General features: G+C 73.4%; 16 protein-coding genes. 9 read left to right on the forward strand and 7 right to left on the reverse strand.

The window, feature by feature from the left end; all coding sequences use genetic code 11:
* Positions 1-366: 366 nt before the first annotated feature.
* Both IG64_RS02925 and IG64_RS40055 read right to left on the reverse strand, forming a co-directional pair.
* Entirely contained in the window at positions 367-1,287 is a 921-nt protein-coding gene (locus IG64_RS02925; protein WP_051812301.1) for an NADP-dependent oxidoreductase, read from the reverse strand.
* Between the two features lie 316 nt (positions 1,288-1,603).
* Positions 1,604-1,822, reverse strand: coding sequence for a hypothetical protein (locus IG64_RS40055; protein WP_199811491.1), 219 nt, complete (start codon positions 1,820-1,822; stop codon positions 1,604-1,606).
* 198 nt (positions 1,823-2,020) lie between these two features.
* Here IG64_RS40055 and IG64_RS02935 point away from each other — a divergent pair, with 198 nt between their 5' ends.
* The 3 genes from IG64_RS02935 to IG64_RS02945 all read left to right on the forward strand — a co-directional run bounded on the left by IG64_RS02935 (position 2,021) and on the right by IG64_RS02945 (position 3,858).
* Positions 2,021-2,458 carry a pyridoxamine 5'-phosphate oxidase family protein gene (locus IG64_RS02935; protein WP_234438373.1) on the forward strand — a complete coding sequence of 146 codons (438 nt, stop codon included), beginning with the start codon at positions 2,021-2,023 and terminating at the stop codon, positions 2,456-2,458.
* Between the two features lie 263 nt (positions 2,459-2,721).
* On the forward strand, positions 2,722-3,480 hold the full coding sequence (locus IG64_RS02940) for a MerR family transcriptional regulator (protein ID WP_037851508.1): 759 nt from the start codon (positions 2,722-2,724) through the stop codon (positions 3,478-3,480).
* A gap of 186 nt (positions 3,481-3,666) precedes the next feature.
* Positions 3,667-3,858: a hypothetical protein gene (locus IG64_RS02945; RefSeq protein ID WP_037851509.1), complete on the forward strand. Its 192-nt coding sequence runs from the start codon at positions 3,667-3,669 to the stop codon at positions 3,856-3,858.
* Between the two features lie 195 nt (positions 3,859-4,053).
* Here the strand turns inward: IG64_RS02945 and IG64_RS02950 are convergent, their stop codons facing one another.
* The 3 genes from IG64_RS02950 to IG64_RS02960 form a co-directional block, all read right to left on the reverse strand.
* Positions 4,054-4,758 (reverse strand): DUF899 domain-containing protein, encoded by a 705-nt coding sequence (locus tag IG64_RS02950; protein WP_037851510.1) that lies wholly within the window; start codon positions 4,756-4,758, stop codon positions 4,054-4,056.
* 596 nt (positions 4,759-5,354) lie between these two features.
* Entirely contained in the window at positions 5,355-6,497 is a 1,143-nt protein-coding gene (locus IG64_RS02955; RefSeq protein WP_037851511.1) for an FAD-dependent oxidoreductase, read from the reverse strand.
* 398 nt (positions 6,498-6,895) lie between these two features.
* Positions 6,896-8,230, reverse strand: coding sequence for an enolase C-terminal domain-like protein (locus IG64_RS02960; RefSeq protein WP_037851513.1), 1,335 nt, complete (start codon positions 8,228-8,230; stop codon positions 6,896-6,898).
* Between the two features lie 947 nt (positions 8,231-9,177).
* On the opposite strand from IG64_RS02960, the gene IG64_RS02970 reads away from it, so the two are divergent.
* The gene (locus IG64_RS02970) at positions 9,178-10,143 is read left to right on the forward strand and encodes a glycosyltransferase (protein ID WP_234438366.1); all 966 of its coding nucleotides are present in this window, start codon (positions 9,178-9,180) and stop codon (positions 10,141-10,143) included.
* 66 nt (positions 10,144-10,209) lie between these two features.
* Here the strand turns inward: IG64_RS02970 and IG64_RS02975 are convergent, their stop codons facing one another.
* Together IG64_RS02975 and IG64_RS02980 are read right to left on the reverse strand one after the other, a co-directional pair.
* On the reverse strand, positions 10,210-10,632 hold the full coding sequence (locus IG64_RS02975; protein ID WP_037851517.1) for a hypothetical protein: 423 nt from the start codon (positions 10,630-10,632) through the stop codon (positions 10,210-10,212).
* A gap of 223 nt (positions 10,633-10,855) precedes the next feature.
* Positions 10,856-11,734, reverse strand: a complete 879-nt coding sequence (locus IG64_RS02980) for an SDR family oxidoreductase (RefSeq protein ID WP_037851518.1) — start codon at positions 11,732-11,734, stop codon at positions 10,856-10,858.
* A gap of 89 nt (positions 11,735-11,823) precedes the next feature.
* Here IG64_RS02980 and IG64_RS02985 point away from each other — a divergent pair, with 89 nt between their 5' ends.
* The 5 genes from IG64_RS02985 (at position 11,824) to IG64_RS03005 (ending at position 16,578) form a co-directional block, all read left to right on the forward strand.
* Positions 11,824-12,402, forward strand: a complete 579-nt coding sequence (locus IG64_RS02985; RefSeq protein ID WP_037851520.1) for a TetR/AcrR family transcriptional regulator — start codon at positions 11,824-11,826, stop codon at positions 12,400-12,402.
* A gap of 354 nt (positions 12,403-12,756) precedes the next feature.
* The gene (locus IG64_RS02990; RefSeq protein WP_037851521.1) at positions 12,757-13,695 is read left to right on the forward strand and encodes an ATP-binding cassette domain-containing protein; all 939 of its coding nucleotides are present in this window, start codon (positions 12,757-12,759) and stop codon (positions 13,693-13,695) included.
* Positions 13,692-14,543 (forward strand): ABC transporter permease, encoded by an 852-nt coding sequence (locus tag IG64_RS02995; protein ID WP_037851523.1) that lies wholly within the window; start codon positions 13,692-13,694, stop codon positions 14,541-14,543. The genes IG64_RS02990 and IG64_RS02995 overlap by 4 nt, the downstream gene beginning before the upstream one ends.
* A gap of 95 nt (positions 14,544-14,638) precedes the next feature.
* Positions 14,639-15,913: a sensor histidine kinase gene (locus tag IG64_RS03000; RefSeq protein ID WP_037851677.1), complete on the forward strand. Its 1,275-nt coding sequence runs from the start codon at positions 14,639-14,641 to the stop codon at positions 15,911-15,913.
* The gene (locus tag IG64_RS03005; RefSeq protein WP_037851524.1) at positions 15,910-16,578 is read left to right on the forward strand and encodes a response regulator; all 669 of its coding nucleotides are present in this window, start codon (positions 15,910-15,912) and stop codon (positions 16,576-16,578) included. The genes IG64_RS03000 and IG64_RS03005 overlap by 4 nt, the downstream gene beginning before the upstream one ends.
* The last annotated feature ends 400 nt before the right edge of the window (positions 16,579-16,978 follow it).

Consider the following 16,978-nt stretch of genomic DNA (forward strand, 5'->3'; position numbering starts at 1 on the left):
AGTGCTTCCGGCATGGTCGCGTGCGCTCATGCGGATGGCTCCTCGGATACGTAGGGGTCGCGTGCGCGTCCACGATGGCTTTGGGAGCGCTCCCATGTACGGCACCAAGGAATTAACCCCTCATACGGGAGCCGCGTCAATCCCCCTGTCAGGCTCCGGGAAGTGAAGGTTCAGGAGAGCGTCGCGCTCACCGCCCACTGCCCTGTTCGGGACATCGACGGGGCGCCTCGACACCGCGCCCGTCGCCGTCGTCCTGGCGTGGGCCGGCTGACCGGAGGGCGGGCAGGCCGTGGCCGCGGGCAGCGTGGCCACGGCCGGAAGGCCGGCGGCGACCGGCCTCCGATCACGACCGGTCCGGTCTCCTGTTCATTCTTCCGTGACGCGGATGATCGTCCTGCCTGGGCCGTGCTTGCCGGGGGCGAACGCGGCGAGCGCCTCGGTGAGCGGCCGCACAGCCCCCACGACCGGTGCGAGCCGGCCGTCGCGCACGCGCCCGGCGAGGCCGGTGAGCCGGGCGCGGTCGGGTTCGACGACGAAGAAGACCGCCCGCCCGTCCTCGGGCCGGACGCGGGGCGGCTCGACGACGGTGACCAGCGTGCCGCCGGGCCGGACGAGCGCGGCCGAGCGGTCGAGGATGTCGCCGCCGATCACGTCGAGCACGACATCGACCTCACCGGCGTCCTCCAGTTTCTCGGTCTGCGGATCGATGAAGGTGTGAACGCCGAGGGCGAGCGCCCGGTCCCGGTCGGGGGCCCGGCCGGTGCCGATGACACGGGCGCCGGCTTCACGGGCGAGCTGTACGGCGATCGAGCCGACGCCGCCCGCGGCGCCGTGGATCAGGACGGTCTGGCCCGTGGTGAGGTGGCCGTGGTCGAACAGGCCCTGCCAGGCGGTCAGTCCGGAGACGGGAAGGGCCGCGGCGAGCGTGTGGTCGATGTCCGCGGGAAGGGGGGCGAGGTTGCGGGCCTCCACCGCGGTGTACTCGGCGAGGCTGCCGTCGCGGGTCCAGTCGGCCAGGCCGAACACCCGCTGGCCGACACTCAGACCGGTGGTGCCGTACCCCAGTTCCACGACGACACCGGACAGCTCGTGACCGGGCACGCTCGGCGTACGGTCGCGGCCGGCGCGGTCGGTCCAGGTGGCGGGCCAGTCCAGCTCACCACGGGTGAAGCCGGCGGCGTGCACCCGAACGATGACGTCGTTCTCGGCCGCGTGGGGATAGGGAATGTCCGTCAGAGACATGCCGGCAGGACCGGCGTCACGGTCTCGCACGATGATGGCTTGCATACGGCTCCTCACTGGAGACAGGGCGACGCGGGCACACAGCCCGCTCGCTCGCGGGACTCGGAGCGGCTTCAGGTCCATGTATGCCGTTCTGCGTGACCGTCATCACCTGCTCTCGCAGGAGACGGGGTGCCGTGGGGGCGACTCGCCCGGCTCGCCACGTCGTCTCTCCTCGCGTACCGGTCGTACTGGCCCGGAGAGCGCCGGTGGTGCGCTCGGCCGTGGTGGTGCGGCGGTGGCCGAGGACGAGGTGTTCCAGCACCTCCGCGCGACGCCGGCCAGTTCGCCTCCGCCGGCATGACGCCGGTGGGCGGTGCCGTCAGGACCGGCTCGGCCGTCGAGGCCCGGCCCTCGGCCCGCCGTACGGCCTGACCCGGCCGTCACCGATGACGTGGACGCCGCCGGCGTGCGTCTCGGTGATCGCCTCGCGACGGCCGGTGAGGACCACCGCCCCGCCCTGCGCAGCCGCTTCGTCGAGGAACTCGGCGAGGACCTTGCGGGCGGGAGGCGTCCGGACCGTGCCAGGGATCCTAGACACCGGCGGGTCGGGCTGGACGAGCAGGCCCCGGGCGAGCGCTGACGAGGAGGGCCTGGGCGAGCGCTCGGGAAGAGCGGGGGCGGGCGCGAAAAGAGGCTCCCGGACGGATGCCGCAGCCGGGCCGGCAAGGCTCACTGCCGAAGGGGGACTTCCTTCGGACCGCGGGACCTAGGCCGATGGTCCGACGCGTTGCCCGATGTGTTTCATCACGTCCGCTGGTCCGATAGCGGAATGAGTGATCTTGTGAAGGAGCCAGGGCCGGACGTCCTTCCGCGCTTGGCCGAGGAAAAGAACGTCTGGCTGTGCACGGTGCGTCCGGATGGCTCCGCCCACGTCACACCGGTCTGGTTCGTCTACCGGAACTCCCGGTGGTGGATCGGTACGGACGACAGCTCCGTCAAAGTCAGGAACATCCGCGAGGAGCCCCGTGTGTCCCTGGCCCTGGAGGACGGCCGGTTTCCGGTCGTCGCCGAAGGAGACGCATCACTGATGCGTGAGGGCTTCCCCCAGCAGGTCGTGGCCGCGTTCGAGCGGAAATACGGGTGGGATGTGTCCGCTCCCACCCGTCCCGGCAGCGAGCGAGTGCTGCTTGAAGTGCGCGTGCGCCGCTGGCTGTCGGCCGGCACGGCCCGGTGACGGCGGCGGCAGGAGCCGGCCTCGGCCATGAGCCGGCGAAGGTGCCCGGGCTTCCCAGCTCGGTGCATCGGCCCGAGGGGCGCTGGAGGGACGCGTCCCGGTGACGTCAGGCGCTGCCGCTCCGCGCAGGCGGCGCCGTCGCGCGCCCGGGACCGTCGAGGTGGTGTTTCGCGAGGGGTTGCGGTTGCCGCTGCGGCAGCTTCTACGGTCATGACCAGGGCCGGAGAGACCGGCCCGGTGAGGTGAGCGTGAGGGAGACGGTGATGGACTGGCCGATCGCGGAGGTGGCCCGGATGTCGGGCGTGACCGCCCGGACGCTGCGGCACTACGACCAGATCGGCCTGCTGCCGCCCGCCCGCATCGGGGCCAACGGCCACCGGTACTACGGCGAACGCCAGCTGCTGCTCCTGCAGCAGATCCTCGTCCTGCGGGCGCTGGGTCTCGGGCTGGAGGACATCGGCCGCGTCCTGGCCGAGCAGGTCGACGAGGTGGAAGCCCTGCGCGGCCACCACCGACGGCTGCTGGCCGAACGGGACCGGCTCGACACACTGGCCGCCACGGTCTCCCGCACGATCGCCGAACTGGAGCAGTCCAGGAAGGACGACACCCCCATGACCATCAACCGCCCGGAGAACCTTTTCGAGGGCGTCCAACCCGACCAGTACCAGGACAGCCTGCGCGACTTCCCCGCCCACGCCGAGCGGGTCGCCCGCCATGTCGCGGGCATGAGTCCGCAGGACATCGAAGCCGGACAGCGCGAACGCACCGCCCAGATGATCCGCCTCGCCGAACTCCTGGCCGCCGGCCACCCGGCGGACTCGGAGCCGGTGCAGAGCGAGATCGACGCCCAGTACCGGGCCCTGACCGCCCTGCGCCCGGTGTCGGCGGAGGAGCACCGGGCCATGGGCCGGGCCTGCGTCGACAACCCCGCCTGGCGCGCCGCCTACGAGGCCGTCGCACCCGGCCTCGCGGCGTTCCAGCGTGACGCCGTCGAGGCCTACGCCGCCGAGCGCCTCACCTGACCGACGGCCAGGGCCTGTCGTCACCGGCCGGGTGCGCGAAGCCCTCGTCGGCGAGGGCCGTCCGTGGGCGCGGCGGTGGTCATGCCGTGTTCGTGGGGCACGCCCGGTGGGTGGCGACGTGATGCCGGACGGCCCGAGCGGTCACCGCCCCCGGTTCAGGGCACGAAGACCAGGCGCTCGTCGGTCTTGCCGGTCCATGCCTCGGAGATCCGGGCGAGCGGTACAGCCACCCAACGGCTGGACGGCGAGATCCGAGACGCCCTGGCACCGGCGACCGGCCGGCTCGACCCGCAGCAGCGCCGTCAGCTCGCCCGGCTCCTGGAACCCGTCGTCACCCCGCCGCTGCCGGTCACGCGGCGCACCCCGGCCCAGCGCTGAGCGGACTTGCCACCCCGGCGCCCACGTCCTGGGCCTCGGACCCCCACTCACGTCCCGGACGGCGAGCGAGCCGTCCCGCCCTCGCGGTCACCCGTCCCCGGCCCCAGGGCGGGGACGGGCCGTCAGCGCTTGGTCCCGGCGCCCGGCCCGGCCCACGCGTCGAGCCTCATGCCGCGACGCGTGGGAGACGTCAGGTCACAGACGCTCCGCCCCGTCGGTGCCCGTGCCGTAGAGCGCGGCGATGTCCTCGGAGCCCGGCCAGCGGCTGTAGGTGGGGGACTGCGGCCATCCCTCGGGCGAGTCCTGCCATTCCTCCTGCCGCCCGTACGGCAGGAGGTCGATGAGCGCGAAGGTGTGCGTGAGCTGCTCGGTACCCCGACCGCTGGTGTGCCAGGTGCGGTAGACGGTGTCGCCGTCCCGCAGGAACACGTTCACCGCGAACGCTCCCCCGGGCGGTGCGCCGACATCGGCTCCGAAGGAGCTGCCGGCGGTCGAGTACCAGGTCATCCGGTTGCCGACCCGCCGCTTGTACGCGAGTGCCTCGTCGATCGGGCCCTGGGTGACGATGACGAAACGCGCGTCATAGCGATCCAGGAATTCCAGGCGGGTGAACTGCGCGGTGAAACCCGTGCAGCCCGGGCACTGCCATTCCTTGCCGGGGAACCACATGTGGTTGTAGACGATCAGCTGCCTCTTGCCGTCGAAGACGTCCACCAGCCGGACCGGCCCGTCCTCGCCTTCGAGGACGTAGGGGGGCATCTCCACCATCGGCAGGCGGCGGCGTTCGGCGGCGATGGCGTCCAGCTCCCGGGTCGCGGCCTTCTCCCTGGCACGCAGTGTCTGGAGCCGGTGCTCCCAGGTGGCGGCGTCGACGACGGGCGGCAGTGGATGAGTGGTCATGGTCCCTCACAGAGTTCAGGCGCGGCTGTCACTGGCCACAGGGGTGGACCGGTCCGGGACCCGGAACTCATCGCTCCCCCCTCCGTCCGCTCACGCCGGGGCCGTCTCCGGCCGCGGCATCGCGGGCTGCGCAGGGCCGGACTCGCCATGGAGGAGGAGAACCCCGGGCGCGCCCTGTACGAGCGGCCGGGTCACGTCCATGCGGCCGTGAACCGGACGCCTGGGAAGGGGGGCCCGACGGGTCGGTCCGTCGCCGCGAGACGATGTGCGTTCTCCTGCGAAAGGGCCTCCTGTCCCGCCGCCACGCCCCCGCGGTCGTGTCAGGACCGAGCCGCACGGCCAGGGCCGGGCGGTCCCGCCTGGACTTGCCCTCACGGTGCACTGCCCTTCGTCCTTCCCGCCGCGCAAGGCCGTAGCCCGCTCTGCTCGGTCCGCCCCGATGCCCTGACAAGCGGGTGACCGTTCCCGCGCGTCACGGCCGTCCGAGGACGATCACTCCCACGAGCGCATGCCCGTGCGACGCCCGGGCGAAGGCCCTCGGCCCCGGCGCGGTTGCCCGGCGCCGGGGCCGGCGCATGGACGGCCCGGGCGATGCCTTACCTGGCCCGGGGCGGTTCGTGCCGGGTGAAGGCGGCGACCAGTTCGTGAGGGGCGGCGTTGCCGGAATCGGCCGCGTGGGCCTCGGCGGTCGCGAAGTCGGCGGCCTCGGCGCTGCGCGGGAACAGCTCACGCTCGTACACGCTGAGCGCGGCCTCGACGTCTCCGGGGTGTGCGGCCAGGGCCTTGCCGAGTTCGGCGCCGTCGAGCATGGCGAGGTTGGCGCCCTCGCCGTTGGGGGCGGCGAGGTGGGCGGCGTCGCCGAGCAGGGTCACCCCCGGCACGCGGTCCCACCGGTGCCCGGTCGGCAGGGCGTAGAGGGGGCGCAGCACCGGAGCCGTGTCGGCCTCGGTGATCAGCGCGGTCAGCTCCGGCGCCCAGCCGTCGAACTCCTGCGCGATCCGTGCGGTGGCCGCGGCGGAGTCGGTGAAGTCGATGGTGTCGAACCAGTCCCGCGGTCGGCGCAGCCCCACGTAGGCGTGCAGGGTGTCGCCCTTCTCCCGGTGGGCGAAGATCTCCCGGTCCGGCGTGACGGCGATCATCGACCCGCCGCCGACCGCCTTCGCCGCAGCCGGGTGCCGGACACCGGCGTCGAACAGGTAAGTGTCGACGACCGACCTGCCGGTGTACTCGGGGGTGACGGAGGAGAGCAGCGGCCGGACCTTGGACCACGCGCCGTCCGCGCCGACCAGCAGCCCGGTGACGACGGTGCTGCCGTCCGCGAACGTCACCTCGTGACGGCCGTCGCCGAGGCTCCGGGCGCCGATGACCTTGTGGCCCCACCGGACGGTGCCGGCCGGCAGCGAGTCGAGCAGCATCTGCCGCAGTTCGCCGCGCTGCACCTCGGGGCGTCCGCCCGTGCCGTCGTCGGCCTTGTCGAACAGGACGGTCCCGTCCGGGTCGAGGACCCGCATCGCCTGCCGGCCCTCCAGGATCAGCGCGCGGAACTCGTCCGTCAAGCCGGCGGCTTCGAGGGCGATCTGCCCGTTGTAGTCATGGATGTCGAGCATTCCGCCCTGTGCGCGGGAGGCCGGGGAGGGCTCCGCCTCGTAGACAGCGGCGGGGATGCCGTGCAGGTGCAGGACGCGGGCGAGGGCGAGGCCGCCGAGGCCGGCGCCGATGATCGTGACATCGCTGGTCATGGGTACGTTCTTCCTGGTCGTGGACGACCGGACGGGCTCCCGGCTGGTCATGCCGGGAGCCCGTCCGGCGGGCCGGGACGGTGGTGCCGGTGACCGGTGCCGCTGACGAGCGGCGCCGGACGACTCCACTGTGCTGGCGTCCGGCGACAGACCACCGACAGGTCACCGACCCCCGCCGACAACCGGCCTACAGCGACCGACGGCTGAGCCACAGCCACCGACGGCCGGCCTGCACGCGGCCGTCGGGCCGGCCTGCAGCGGCCGGCCGCCCGGCGGCGGCCCACCGGCTAGCAGGAGGGGCGGACAGGGCCCACCGGCCCTCGTTTCCGGCCGGCCGGAGCGCCGGGCGGGTCCCGTGGAGCGGATGCCGTGGGGAACAAGTGCTGCGACCGTGCGGTCTACCGGACCAGGCAGGGTCGCTTGGCGTCGAACTCCCAGCCGGGGACCAGGTATCGCATGCCGGCCGAGTCGTCCCGCGCGCCCAGCGCCTTCTCCTGATACAGCTCGTGGGCGGCGAGGAGCCGGTCCATGTCGATCTGTACGCCGAGACCGGGAGCGTCGGGGACGGCGATCTCGCCGTCGACGATGCGAGGCGGCGCCACGGTGAGCTGTTCCAGGCCCTCCTGCCAGATCCAGTGGGTGTCCAGGGCGTTGTACTCCCCCGGTGCGGCGGCTCCGCAGTGGGTGACCATCGCCAGGGAGATGTCGAAGTGGTTGTTGGAATGGCAGCCCCAGGTCAGGCCCATGGCGTTGCAGAGCTGGGCCACGCGCACCGAGCCCTGCATGGTCCAGAAGTGCGGGTCGGCCAGCGGAATGGAGACGGACTGCAGAGCGATGGCGTGGGTCATCTGCCGCCAGTCACAGGCGATCATGTTGGTCGCGGTGGGCAGGCCGGTGGCGCGGCGGAACTCGGCCAGGATCTCGCGCCCGGAGTAGCCGTCTTCGGCTCCGCAGGGGTCCTCGGCGTAGGCGAGGGTCCCGGTCAGGGGCCTGCACAGCTCGACGGCCTCGCGCAGCGACCAGGCGCCGTTGGGATCGAGGGTGATGCGGGCCTGGGGGAAACGCTCCTTGAGGGCGCGTACCGCCTTGACCTCCTCGGCGCCGTCGAGGACGCCGCCCTTGAGTTTGAAGTCGCGGAAGCCGTAGAGCTCGTAGGCGGCCTCGGCCTGGCGGACGATCGCCCCGGGGGTCAGGGCCTCCTCGTGGCGAATGCGGTACCAGTCCGCCGGTGCGTCGGGGGCGCGGTGGTAGTCGAGGTCGGTGCGGTCGGGGTCGCCGACGTAGAAGAGGTAGCCGAGGACGCGGACCGTGTCGCGCTGCCGGCCGTCGCCGAGGAGGGCCGCCACCGGTACGTCGAGGTGCTGGCCCAGGAGGTCGAGCAGTGCCGACTCGACAGCGGTGACGGCGTGCACGGTGGTGCGCAGGTCGAAGGTCTGGGCGCCGCGTCCGCCGGCGTCCCGGCCGGCGAAACGGTCCTGGATCTCGCGCAGGATCCGCTTGTAGTCGCCGATCTCGGACCCGGTCACGAGGGATTCGGCGTCGCGCAGGGTCTGGGTGATCTTCTCGCCGCCGGGCACCTCCCCGAGGCCCGTGCGTCCTTCGGAGTCCGTCAGGACGAGGACGTTGCGGGTGAAGTGCGGGGCGTGGGCTCCGGAGAGGTTCAGTGCCATGGAGTCGCGGCCCGCCACGGGGTAGACGGCGAAGGCGGTGACGGTCGGCTGCTTGGTGTTCATGCTTGTCTCGGACTCCTTGTGGAAGGTGTCGGCTCGGGCAGAGGATCGGCGCGCGGTTCAGTCTCACAGGCCGAGGCCGGTGACGGTCCACTGGCCGGCCAGGACCCCGCGGAGGCGGAGGACGGCCGGCACCGTGATGACATGCCGCGGCCGCCCCTCGGTCCGAACGCCCAGAGGTCACGGGGCCGGGGCCGTCTCGAACGGCTGGGAGCGTGGGGAGCGCTGCCTCCACACCACCGCCGGGTTCCGCACCGAGGGCTCGTCGTCCCCGACGCCGGGCACGTGGTGCGCCTGGAACGTCCCGCGGAGTTCGGCGCGGCCCTGCCGGCCGTCCTGACGGTCTGACGGCCTCTCGGAGGGCCGGCGGTGGCCGTGTCCGGGGCAGGCAGGGCGGCAGGCACGGGGCGAGCGGGCCGTCGACGCGGTCCCGTCACGGCCGAACCGGCGGCCGTGGGCGTGGCAGGGGGCGTGCCCGGGCGGGATGCCGGCTCGCGCCGCGCCGTCCGGTACGGCGGTTGTCACCGTCCCGTCACAGTCACCGCCCGGTGAAACCCGCCCGCGGGGCCCGCTGTCTGTCGGGGTGTCAGCAGATCCCCGCGGCCGGGGACGCGCGTGCACCGTCTTCGCGTCCCCGGCCCGGCCGGGTGGCTGCCCCGGGGACCGACGGGCGCTGCGGGCCCGCGCCCGGGCGCGGCACGATCAGAACAGTGAGACACACGTTGCCGAAATCTTCCCGAGCACCCGCGGCCTTACGGGTGGCCGTCACCGCCGAGCCGATACCTTCCCATGTGTCCGCCCTGGATTTCGTCATCGGCCCGGCCCTCGCACAGGGCCATGAGGTGACGCTCCACGCTCCCCCGATGTTCCGCCGTGAGGCGCAGCGGCGGGGTGTGCGGTTTTGCAGGGCCGGATCGGACTGGACCTGCGATCCTGAGGTGCAGCGGGCGGTGAGCGAGATCTGGAAGGAGAGCGGGAACGGCCCCTTCAACCGGTATGTCTTCGGCCGGCTCTGGCCGGACCGGGCCGGCGCGAAGGCCCGCGATCTGATCACCGCGTGGACACGGGAGCGCCCCGACCTGGTGATGGCCGAGTGCAGTGATCTCGGCGCGCACCTCGCGGCTCAGGTCCTGCGGCTGCCCCTGTTCGCGGCGGACAACGGCCTCGGCCCGCTGCTCCTGGATCTGTGGGACACCGACGTCCGGCCCGCGTTGGCCGGCCTCTACGGACGGCACGGTCAGGACGCACCGGCTGCTTTGCCGCCGCTCCTGGTCCCGGCGCCGCTCGACTGGTTCTACGAGACGCCGCCGTCATCCGCCCGTGCGGTGCGTCGCTCCGTCGCGCGACACCGCAGCGCCCTCACCGGCCGGCCGGTCCCCTCCCCCGGCTCCCGCCCGCTCGTGTATGTGAGCCTGGGCACGCTGACCACCGCGATGCCCGGTCTGCGTACCGTCACGGAAAGCGTGTACGGGGAGATCATCGCGGCGCTCGCCGGGACCGACTGCGACGTGATCGTGTCCGCGGGCGATCTCGCGGAGCACCTGCGGAGCCCGGGACCCCGCGTCAGGGTCGTCGAGCATGTTCCGCAGCCCGTGCTCCTGCACCGTGTCCACCTGTTCGTGACGCACGGGGGACGGGCCTCCCTGCTCGACGCGGTGGAGAGCACGACGCCGGTTCTGGGGATGGGTGTTCTCGGTGACCAGCCCGGCAACACCGCCGCGTTCGCGCGGCGCGGCCTCGGTCCGGCGCTGGATGTGGGGGCGCGGCGCGAGACGATCGCCGCCGCGGTGACGGCCGTCCTCGGTACCCCGCACCACGCTGACGCGCTGCGTTCCGCGCGTGCCGAGCTGTCCCGGCTGCCGTCGCCCGACCTCACGGAACTGCGCGACACCGCGGTCTCGGGTGCCGTCGGCTGACACGTGGTCGAAGCGCGTTCGGCCGCGGGCAGCGGCTGTGCCACTGCCCGCGGCCGGAGTGCCGGATCAGCGGACGTGCACCGTCACCACGTCAGAGGTGTGCAGGCGCTTCGGATGCCGGTCGTGCTTGCTGGTCAGGCCGTACAGCACCGCGCGGAACTTCAGGTCCCCGCGGCGCGCCGACGTGCCGTGCGCGGTCACCCGCACGTCGCCGGTGCGGACGGCGCTGCAGTTCTCCTGGTGCCAGCCCTGGCCGAAGCCGTTCTCCTCCAGGCACAGCTGGTGCAGGAAACCGGCGCTGTCGTCGTCGCCCTGCGCCGTGACCGTGATCGTCTTGCCGACGTGCGCCGTGCGGGGCGCCGTGACGTCCGCGTCGCCCTTGGCGAACGCCGGAACAGCGGCCAGTGTCACCGAGGCCAGACCCAGCGCGCCGATCACGGCCATCCGGCCGTAGCGTGCCTTCGTCCCGGCCTTCTTCGTCCTGGTCATGGACTTCCCTCCTGCGGGTCTCCCCCATGGTGAGGCCCGCTCCCCTGTGTGCGACGGCGCCCTGTCGCGCCCTCGCCGACCAGTCAGATGGACACGATCCGCGGCTCGTTGCGCCCGGCGGGCGCCGTTACAGATCCAGGACAAAGCCTGTCGGCCGGCCCGGGGCGGGGCCGGTGCGGCCGTTTCGGGTGAGCGTTCCGCCGTCCCGTCCGGGTCACCTGTGTCAGGGCTGGAGGTTCTCCAGGTCCTCCAGGAGGGCGGAGTGGGTCGGCTGCCAGCCGAGGGCGTCGCGGGTGCGGGCGCTGGACGCGGGCTGGTCCATGGCGAAGATCGGGCCGAACGGGCCGAAGGTCTCCTGCGGAACCTGCTCGACGGGCAGGCCCAGGCGCCGGCCGATGACGGTGGCGATGTCCCGCACCGCGTCGCCCTCGTCGGCGACCGCGTGCCAGGACGTCCCGGCCGGTGCCGACTCCAGGACCAGACGGAACAGGACCGCCGCGTCGAGCGCGTGCACGGCCGGCCAGCGCTGGGTGCCGTCGCCCGGGTAGCCGGCGACCCCCGTGCGGCGCGCCGCCTCGGCCAGCAGCCCGGCGAATCCGCCCTGCCCCTGGTTGTGCACCGTGCGCGGCATGCGGACCGCCGCGCTGCGCAGACCGCGCTCGGCGAGATCCAGCAGCGCCGTGACCGATCGGCCCCTGCCGCCCACGGGCCCGTCGGTCGGCAGCGGATCGGCCTCGGTGGAGGCGCGCCCCGGCACCCAGGGCGTACCCGAGACCGTGACGATCGGGCGGTCGCTTCCGATGAGTTCCTGCCCGAGCGCGGCCAGAGCTGCGCTCTCCTCGGCGACGGCCCGCGCGAGGGCGTCCGGGCTGCTGTAGTCGCGTCCGAACGCCAGGTTGATCACGCCGTCGGACTGCGCGGCGCCGGACCGCAGGACACCGAGGTCCGCCAGATCTCCTCGCAGCACCTTGGCTCCGGCGCTGCCGAGGGCCTGCGCGGAGGCCTCCGAGCGAGCGAGTGCGAGAACGCTGTGACCGTTGCCGAGCAGTTCGGCGACCACGGCGGAGATGGTGCCCGTGCCGCCGGTGACGAAGACGTGCATGAGTGCTCCCCTGAAAGTGATGGGACTCTTGTCCCATCACTGACACTACACGGTGACGGGACAACAGTCCCATCACCTATCCTGTCCTCATGGCTAGATGGCAACCAGGGGCGACCCAGCGACTCGTCGTCGCGGCCGTCGACCTGTTCACCGAGCAGGGGTACGACGCGACCACGGTGGCGCAGATCGCCGAGCGCGCCGGCGTCACCAAGAGCACCTTCTTCCGGCACTTCTCCGACAAGCGCGAGCTGCTGGTCGCCGGGCAGGAGACGCTCAGCAGGCTGCTCGCCGACGGCATCGCGGAGGCACCCGCGGACGCCAGCCCGCTGCAGGCGGTGGCGGCCGGTCTCGAGCGCGCGTCGAGCGCCATGGGACCGGCCAACCGCGAACTCGGCCCCCGCCTCGAGGCCGCCGTGGCGGCCAGCACCGAACTCCAGGAGCGCGACGCCCTCAAGAGCGTCGGTCTCGCGGCCGCGATGACGGCGGCGCTCGTCGCCCGCGGTGTCCCCGAGCCGACGGCGCACCTCGCGGGCGAGCTGGGAGTCCTCGCCTTCAAACGCGGCTACGCCCGGTGGTGCGAAGGCGACCGGGACGACACGCAGGGACTCGCGCCGCATGCCCTGGCGGCCCTGGACGACCTGCGCGCGGCAACGGCGTCACTGGGCTGACCGGCGCGGCCCTCCGGCCCGGCCCGGGGCCGCGGCCCCGGGCGGGCGGGGCACGTCCCTCCGCTGCCACGGACCGGGCGCGTCCCCTCCGCACCCCGCCGCAGCGCCGCCCCACCGTCGCTCCCACCGCCCCGCCGTACCCCACCCCCGCGCCGCTGCCCTCACCGCCCCGCCGGACCCCACCCCGCCGCACCGCCCGGCAGCCCTGCAGCCCGGCCGGGCCGTAGTACCCCGGTATCACCGGACCCCCGGGTTTCAGCCCGCGGTACCACCGGATCGGGCGGATCACGGACTTAGCGTGAGGCAGGAGGCGTCGGGCGTTTCGGGCGCCGGAGCCCGGAAGAGGGAACGCGAATGATCGAGGCACAGCAGCTCACCAAGAGGTACGGGGAGAAGACCGCCGTCGACGGACTGGACTTCACCGTGCGGCCGGGCACGGTGACCGGCTTCCTGGGGCCCAACGGCGCGGGCAAGTCCACGACGATGCGCATGATCGTCGGACTCGACGCGCCGACGAGAGGCTCCGTCACCGTGAACGGCCGGCACTACGCACGCCACCGGGCACCGCTGCAGGAGGTCGGGGCGCTGCTGGAGGCGAAGTCGATCCACCCGGGCCGCTCGGCCCACCACCACCTGCGGGCGCTCGCGCTCACCCACGGGATCCCGCGCCGCCGGATCGACGAGGTCGTCGGCCTCGCCGGTCTCGGCAGCGTCGCGAAGAAGCGGGCCGGTGCCTTCTCGCTCGGCATGGGCCAGCGGCTCGGTATCGCGGCGGCCCTGCTGGGCGATCCGCAGACCGTGATGCTGGACGAGCCGGTCAACGGGCTGGATCCCGAGGGCGTCCTGTGGATCCGGAACCTGCTCACCTCCCTCGCGGCCGAAGGACGCACGGTGTTCGTCTCCTCGCACCTGATGAGCGAGGTGGCGCTGGTGGCGGACCACCTGATCGTCGTCGGGCGCGGCCGGCTGCTGGCCGACACGACCGTGCGGGACCTGGTGCGCGAGGCGGGCGGCGACACCGTGAAGGTCGCCACGAACGACCCGGCGCGGCTGCGGGACGTGCTGGCCGGACCGGGCGTCGACATCACCGGCCGCATCGGCTCCGAGGAACTTCAGGTCACGGGGGTGTCCGCCCGTGAGATCGGCCTGAAGGCGGCCGAGCACGGGATCCCCCTGTTCGAGCTGACCACCAAGGCGGTGTCGCTGGAGGAGGCGTTCATGGAACTGACCCGGGACGCCGTGGAGTACCACGGTTCCACGACCCGCGTCGAGACTTCCGGGAGCGCCGCATGAGCACCCTCACCGCCGCACCCGAGACCCCCGAGTCCGCCCCCGCCGCCCCGGCCCGCCCCGCCTACCGGGTGACCGGCCGGCGCGTGCTGGCCTCCGAGTGGGCCAAGCTCTGGTCCCTGCGCTCCACCTGGATCACCCTCGGCCTGGGCCTGCTGTTCCTCGTCGCCTTCGGTGTCATCGCCGCGAGCCACTACAAGTCCGGCGTCGGCTCCGGCCGCCACCTGGACCGCGACTTCGCCACGTCCACGGCGCTGAGCCTGTCCCTCTTCGGCACGAACTTCGCCCAGCTCGCGCTCGGCGTGCTCGGCGTGCTGGTCACCGCCGGCGAGTACTCCACCGGCATGATCCGCTCCACCCTGGCGGCGGTGCCGCGCCGGCTGCCCGTGCTGTGGTCGAAGGCGGCGGTGTACGGACTGGTCGCCCTGGTGGTCGCCACGGTGGGCGCGTTCGCCGCCTTCCTCGTCGGCAGCCGGATCGTGTCCGGCACACCCGCGGCCATGGGCATCGGTCACGCCGGTGTCGTCCGCGCCCTGCTGGGCGCCGGGCTCTACCTCGGGCTGGTCGGGGTGATCGGCACCGCCCTCGGTGCGCTCCTGCGGTCGGTCGCCGGCGGCATCTCCGTCCTGGTCGCCGCCCTCATGCTGGTGCCCGGACTGGTCTCCCTGCTGCCCACGTCATGGCAGGGGAACATCGACCCCTACCTGCCGAGTCACGCGGGCGAGTCGGTCTTCGCGCTGACCCATGACCCGACAGCCCTTTCCCCCTCCGCGGGACTGCTGGTCCTCCTCGGCTGGACGGCTGCGGCGCTGGCCGGTGCGGCGTACCGGCTGGTGCGCAGCGACGTGTGAGCGGCGGCAGCCCGCATCATGGGCTGGTGACATCAGTGACCGCCGGCACCCCGGTGCCCGCCGCGCCCACCGTGCCCGCCGACGATCTCGGCGGGATGGGACCGCTGGTCGCCCGGCTCGGCCGGGCCGGCCAGCGGCTGCGGCACGCCGACCGAGCCCGTCCCTGGGCCCTGGACACCGCGGTGGTGGTGCTCGTCTTCCTGCTGTTCTGCGTGCCGGACCTGCTGCACGCGCTCGGCGTGATCAGCGGTGGCGGCGACGGGGACGGCCCGCGCCGCTTCCGCCTGCTGTTCACCCGGTTGCCCGTGGCGGGCATGCTGGGCCTGCAGACCGGGCTGGTGCTGCCGCTGCTGTGGCGGCGCCGGGCACCCGCCATGGCCTTCGGCGTCGTCACAGCCGTGTTCGTCCTCCAGTGGTCCCTCGGCGCCGCGCTCCGTGCGGACGTCTCGCTCTTCGTCGCCCTGTACAGCCTCACCCTGCACGGCCGGCTCCGGCAGCTTCCGTGGGCCTGCGCGGCCATGGCGGGCGCGTTGAGCCTGGTCGCCGTGCGGGTCTCCGCGGTGATCTCGGTCTGGGACGCGCTGTTCTTCCTGCTCAGCACGGCGACGGCGGCGCTTGCCCTGGGCCTGGTGGTCCGCATCCGGCGGGCCCAGCTGGCGGGGCTGCGAGACCGTGCGACCCGGCTGGAGATCGAACGCGACCAGCGCGACAGACTCGCCGTCGCGGCCGAACGGGCACGGGTGGCCCGCGAGATGCACGACATCGTCGGGCACAACCTGTCCGTCATCATCACGCTCGCCGACGCGGGCGCCTATGCCACGGCCACCGCTCCGGCGCGAGGGGAGGAGGCCCTGCACCTCATCGGCGACACCGGCCGCCAGGCCCTGGGCGAACTGCGGCGGGTGCTCGGCGTGCTCCGCGAGGCGGGTGAGGCGGGCGGCGAGCCCGAACTGCGCCCGCAGCCCCGGCTCGCGGACATCGACGCGCTGTGCGAGGGCGTGCGCGCCGCCGGGCTGGAGGTCCTCTATCGTACGGCCGGTGATGTCGACGCCCTCGACAGCGGGGTGCAGCTGACCGTCTACCGCATCGTGCAGGAAGCCCTGACGAACACGCTGAAACACGCCGGCGCGGGCGCGCGGGCGACCCTGGCGATCGTGGCCGAGGACACCCGGCTGACCGTCGCCGTCCAGGACTCCGGCCCGCCCGGACCGGCGGCCGGCCCCGGCACGACGAACGAGGAAGGACACGGCCTGGTGGGCATGCGGGAACGCGCCGCTCTCTACGGCGGACACGTCAGCGCGGGGCCGGCGGGCCCGGGGTGGACGGTGCGCGCCACCCTCGACCTCACCCCCCGGGGCGGTGCGCGATGACCACCGTGCTCGTCGTGGACGACCAGCCGCTCCAGCGGTACGGCTTCCGCATGCTTCTGGACTCCGTTCCCGAGACGGATGTGGTCGGCGAGGCCGGGCACGGGGCCGAGGCCGTGCGCAAGGCCGCCGAACTGCGCCCCGACGTCGTCCTCATGGACGTACGCATGCCCGGCATGGACGGCATCGAGGCCACCCGCCGCATCGCCGCCGCGGGTGACCGTTCCCGGGTCCTCGTGCTGACCACCTTCGACCTCGACGAGTACGTCTACGCGGCCCTGCGCGCCGGGGCCAGCGGCTTCCTCCTCAAGGACGCCCGCCCCGAGGAACTCCTCGCGGGCATCCGTGCCGTGGCGGCCGGCGACGCGGTGATCGCTCCCGCGCTCACCCGCCGTCTGCTGCACGAGTTCGCCCGCATCGTCCCGCCCCCCGCCGGCGGGTCCGCCGAGGACCCGCGCCTGAGCGCCCTCACCGACCGCGAACGCCAGATCCTCGTCGCCATGGGCAAGGGCTGGTCCAACGGTGAGATCGCCACGCGGTTCGTCCTGTCGGAGTCCACGGTGAAGACGCACGTCGGCCGCGTCCTGTCCAAGATCGGCGCGCGCGACCGCGTCCAAGCGGTGATCTTCGCCTACGACCACGGCCTGGCCCGGCCGCACGCGGACTGAGCCCACACGGCGACGACAACCACGGACCCGGCCCGAGCCGGCCCGACGCGGACCCGACCCGACCTTGACCGGACCCGGTCGGGCGGGACGGGGCGGGACGGGACCTTCGCGGACCCGGTCGGGCGGGACGGGACCTGAGCGGACCTGACGTGGCGGGACGCGGTGTGGCCGGCCCGATCCGGCGGCACCACCCCTCCGGTGTCCCTGACCGGCCATCACCAGCGCGGGAGCGTGCGCCGGGCGATGGCCGGCGCACGCGCGAGCGCAGGTGCGGCGTCGCCGCCTTCCTGCCGAGCCACGCGCCTTTCCGGTTCACGGCGATGACAACGGCCCCGCGGACCGGCGTCCCTCTGGTGATCTCCGCCCGGACCCTCCCCCAGGCACCTGCTTAAGCAAAGCC

This window comes from Streptomyces sp. NRRL S-340 (genome assembly GCF_000720185.1).
GTDB lineage: Bacteria > Actinomycetota > Actinomycetes > Streptomycetales > Streptomycetaceae > Streptomyces.

Coding starts and splice junctions, on each gene's coding strand:
- IG64_RS02925 (WP_051812301.1), bottom strand. CDS start 1,287: ATGCAAGCCATCATCGTGCGAGACCGTGACGCCGGTCCTGCCGGCATG.
- IG64_RS02940 (WP_037851508.1), top strand. CDS start 2,722: ATGGACTGGCCGATCGCGGAGGTGGCCCGGATGTCGGGCGTGACCGCC.
- IG64_RS02950 (WP_037851510.1), bottom strand. CDS start 4,758: ATGACCACTCATCCACTGCCGCCCGTCGTCGACGCCGCCACCTGGGAG.
- IG64_RS02955 (WP_037851511.1), bottom strand. CDS start 6,497: ATGACCAGCGATGTCACGATCATCGGCGCCGGCCTCGGCGGCCTCGCC.
- IG64_RS02960 (WP_037851513.1), bottom strand. CDS start 8,230: ATGAACACCAAGCAGCCGACCGTCACCGCCTTCGCCGTCTACCCCGTG.
- IG64_RS02975 (WP_037851517.1), bottom strand. CDS start 10,632: ATGACCAGGACGAAGAAGGCCGGGACGAAGGCACGCTACGGCCGGATG.
- IG64_RS02980 (WP_037851518.1), bottom strand. CDS start 11,734: ATGCACGTCTTCGTCACCGGCGGCACGGGCACCATCTCCGCCGTGGTC.
- IG64_RS02985 (WP_037851520.1), top strand. CDS start 11,824: ATGGCTAGATGGCAACCAGGGGCGACCCAGCGACTCGTCGTCGCGGCC.
- IG64_RS02990 (WP_037851521.1), top strand. CDS start 12,757: ATGATCGAGGCACAGCAGCTCACCAAGAGGTACGGGGAGAAGACCGCC.
- IG64_RS02995 (WP_037851523.1), top strand. CDS start 13,692: ATGAGCACCCTCACCGCCGCACCCGAGACCCCCGAGTCCGCCCCCGCC.
- IG64_RS03000 (WP_037851677.1), top strand. CDS start 14,639: ATGGGACCGCTGGTCGCCCGGCTCGGCCGGGCCGGCCAGCGGCTGCGG.
- IG64_RS03005 (WP_037851524.1), top strand. CDS start 15,910: ATGACCACCGTGCTCGTCGTGGACGACCAGCCGCTCCAGCGGTACGGC.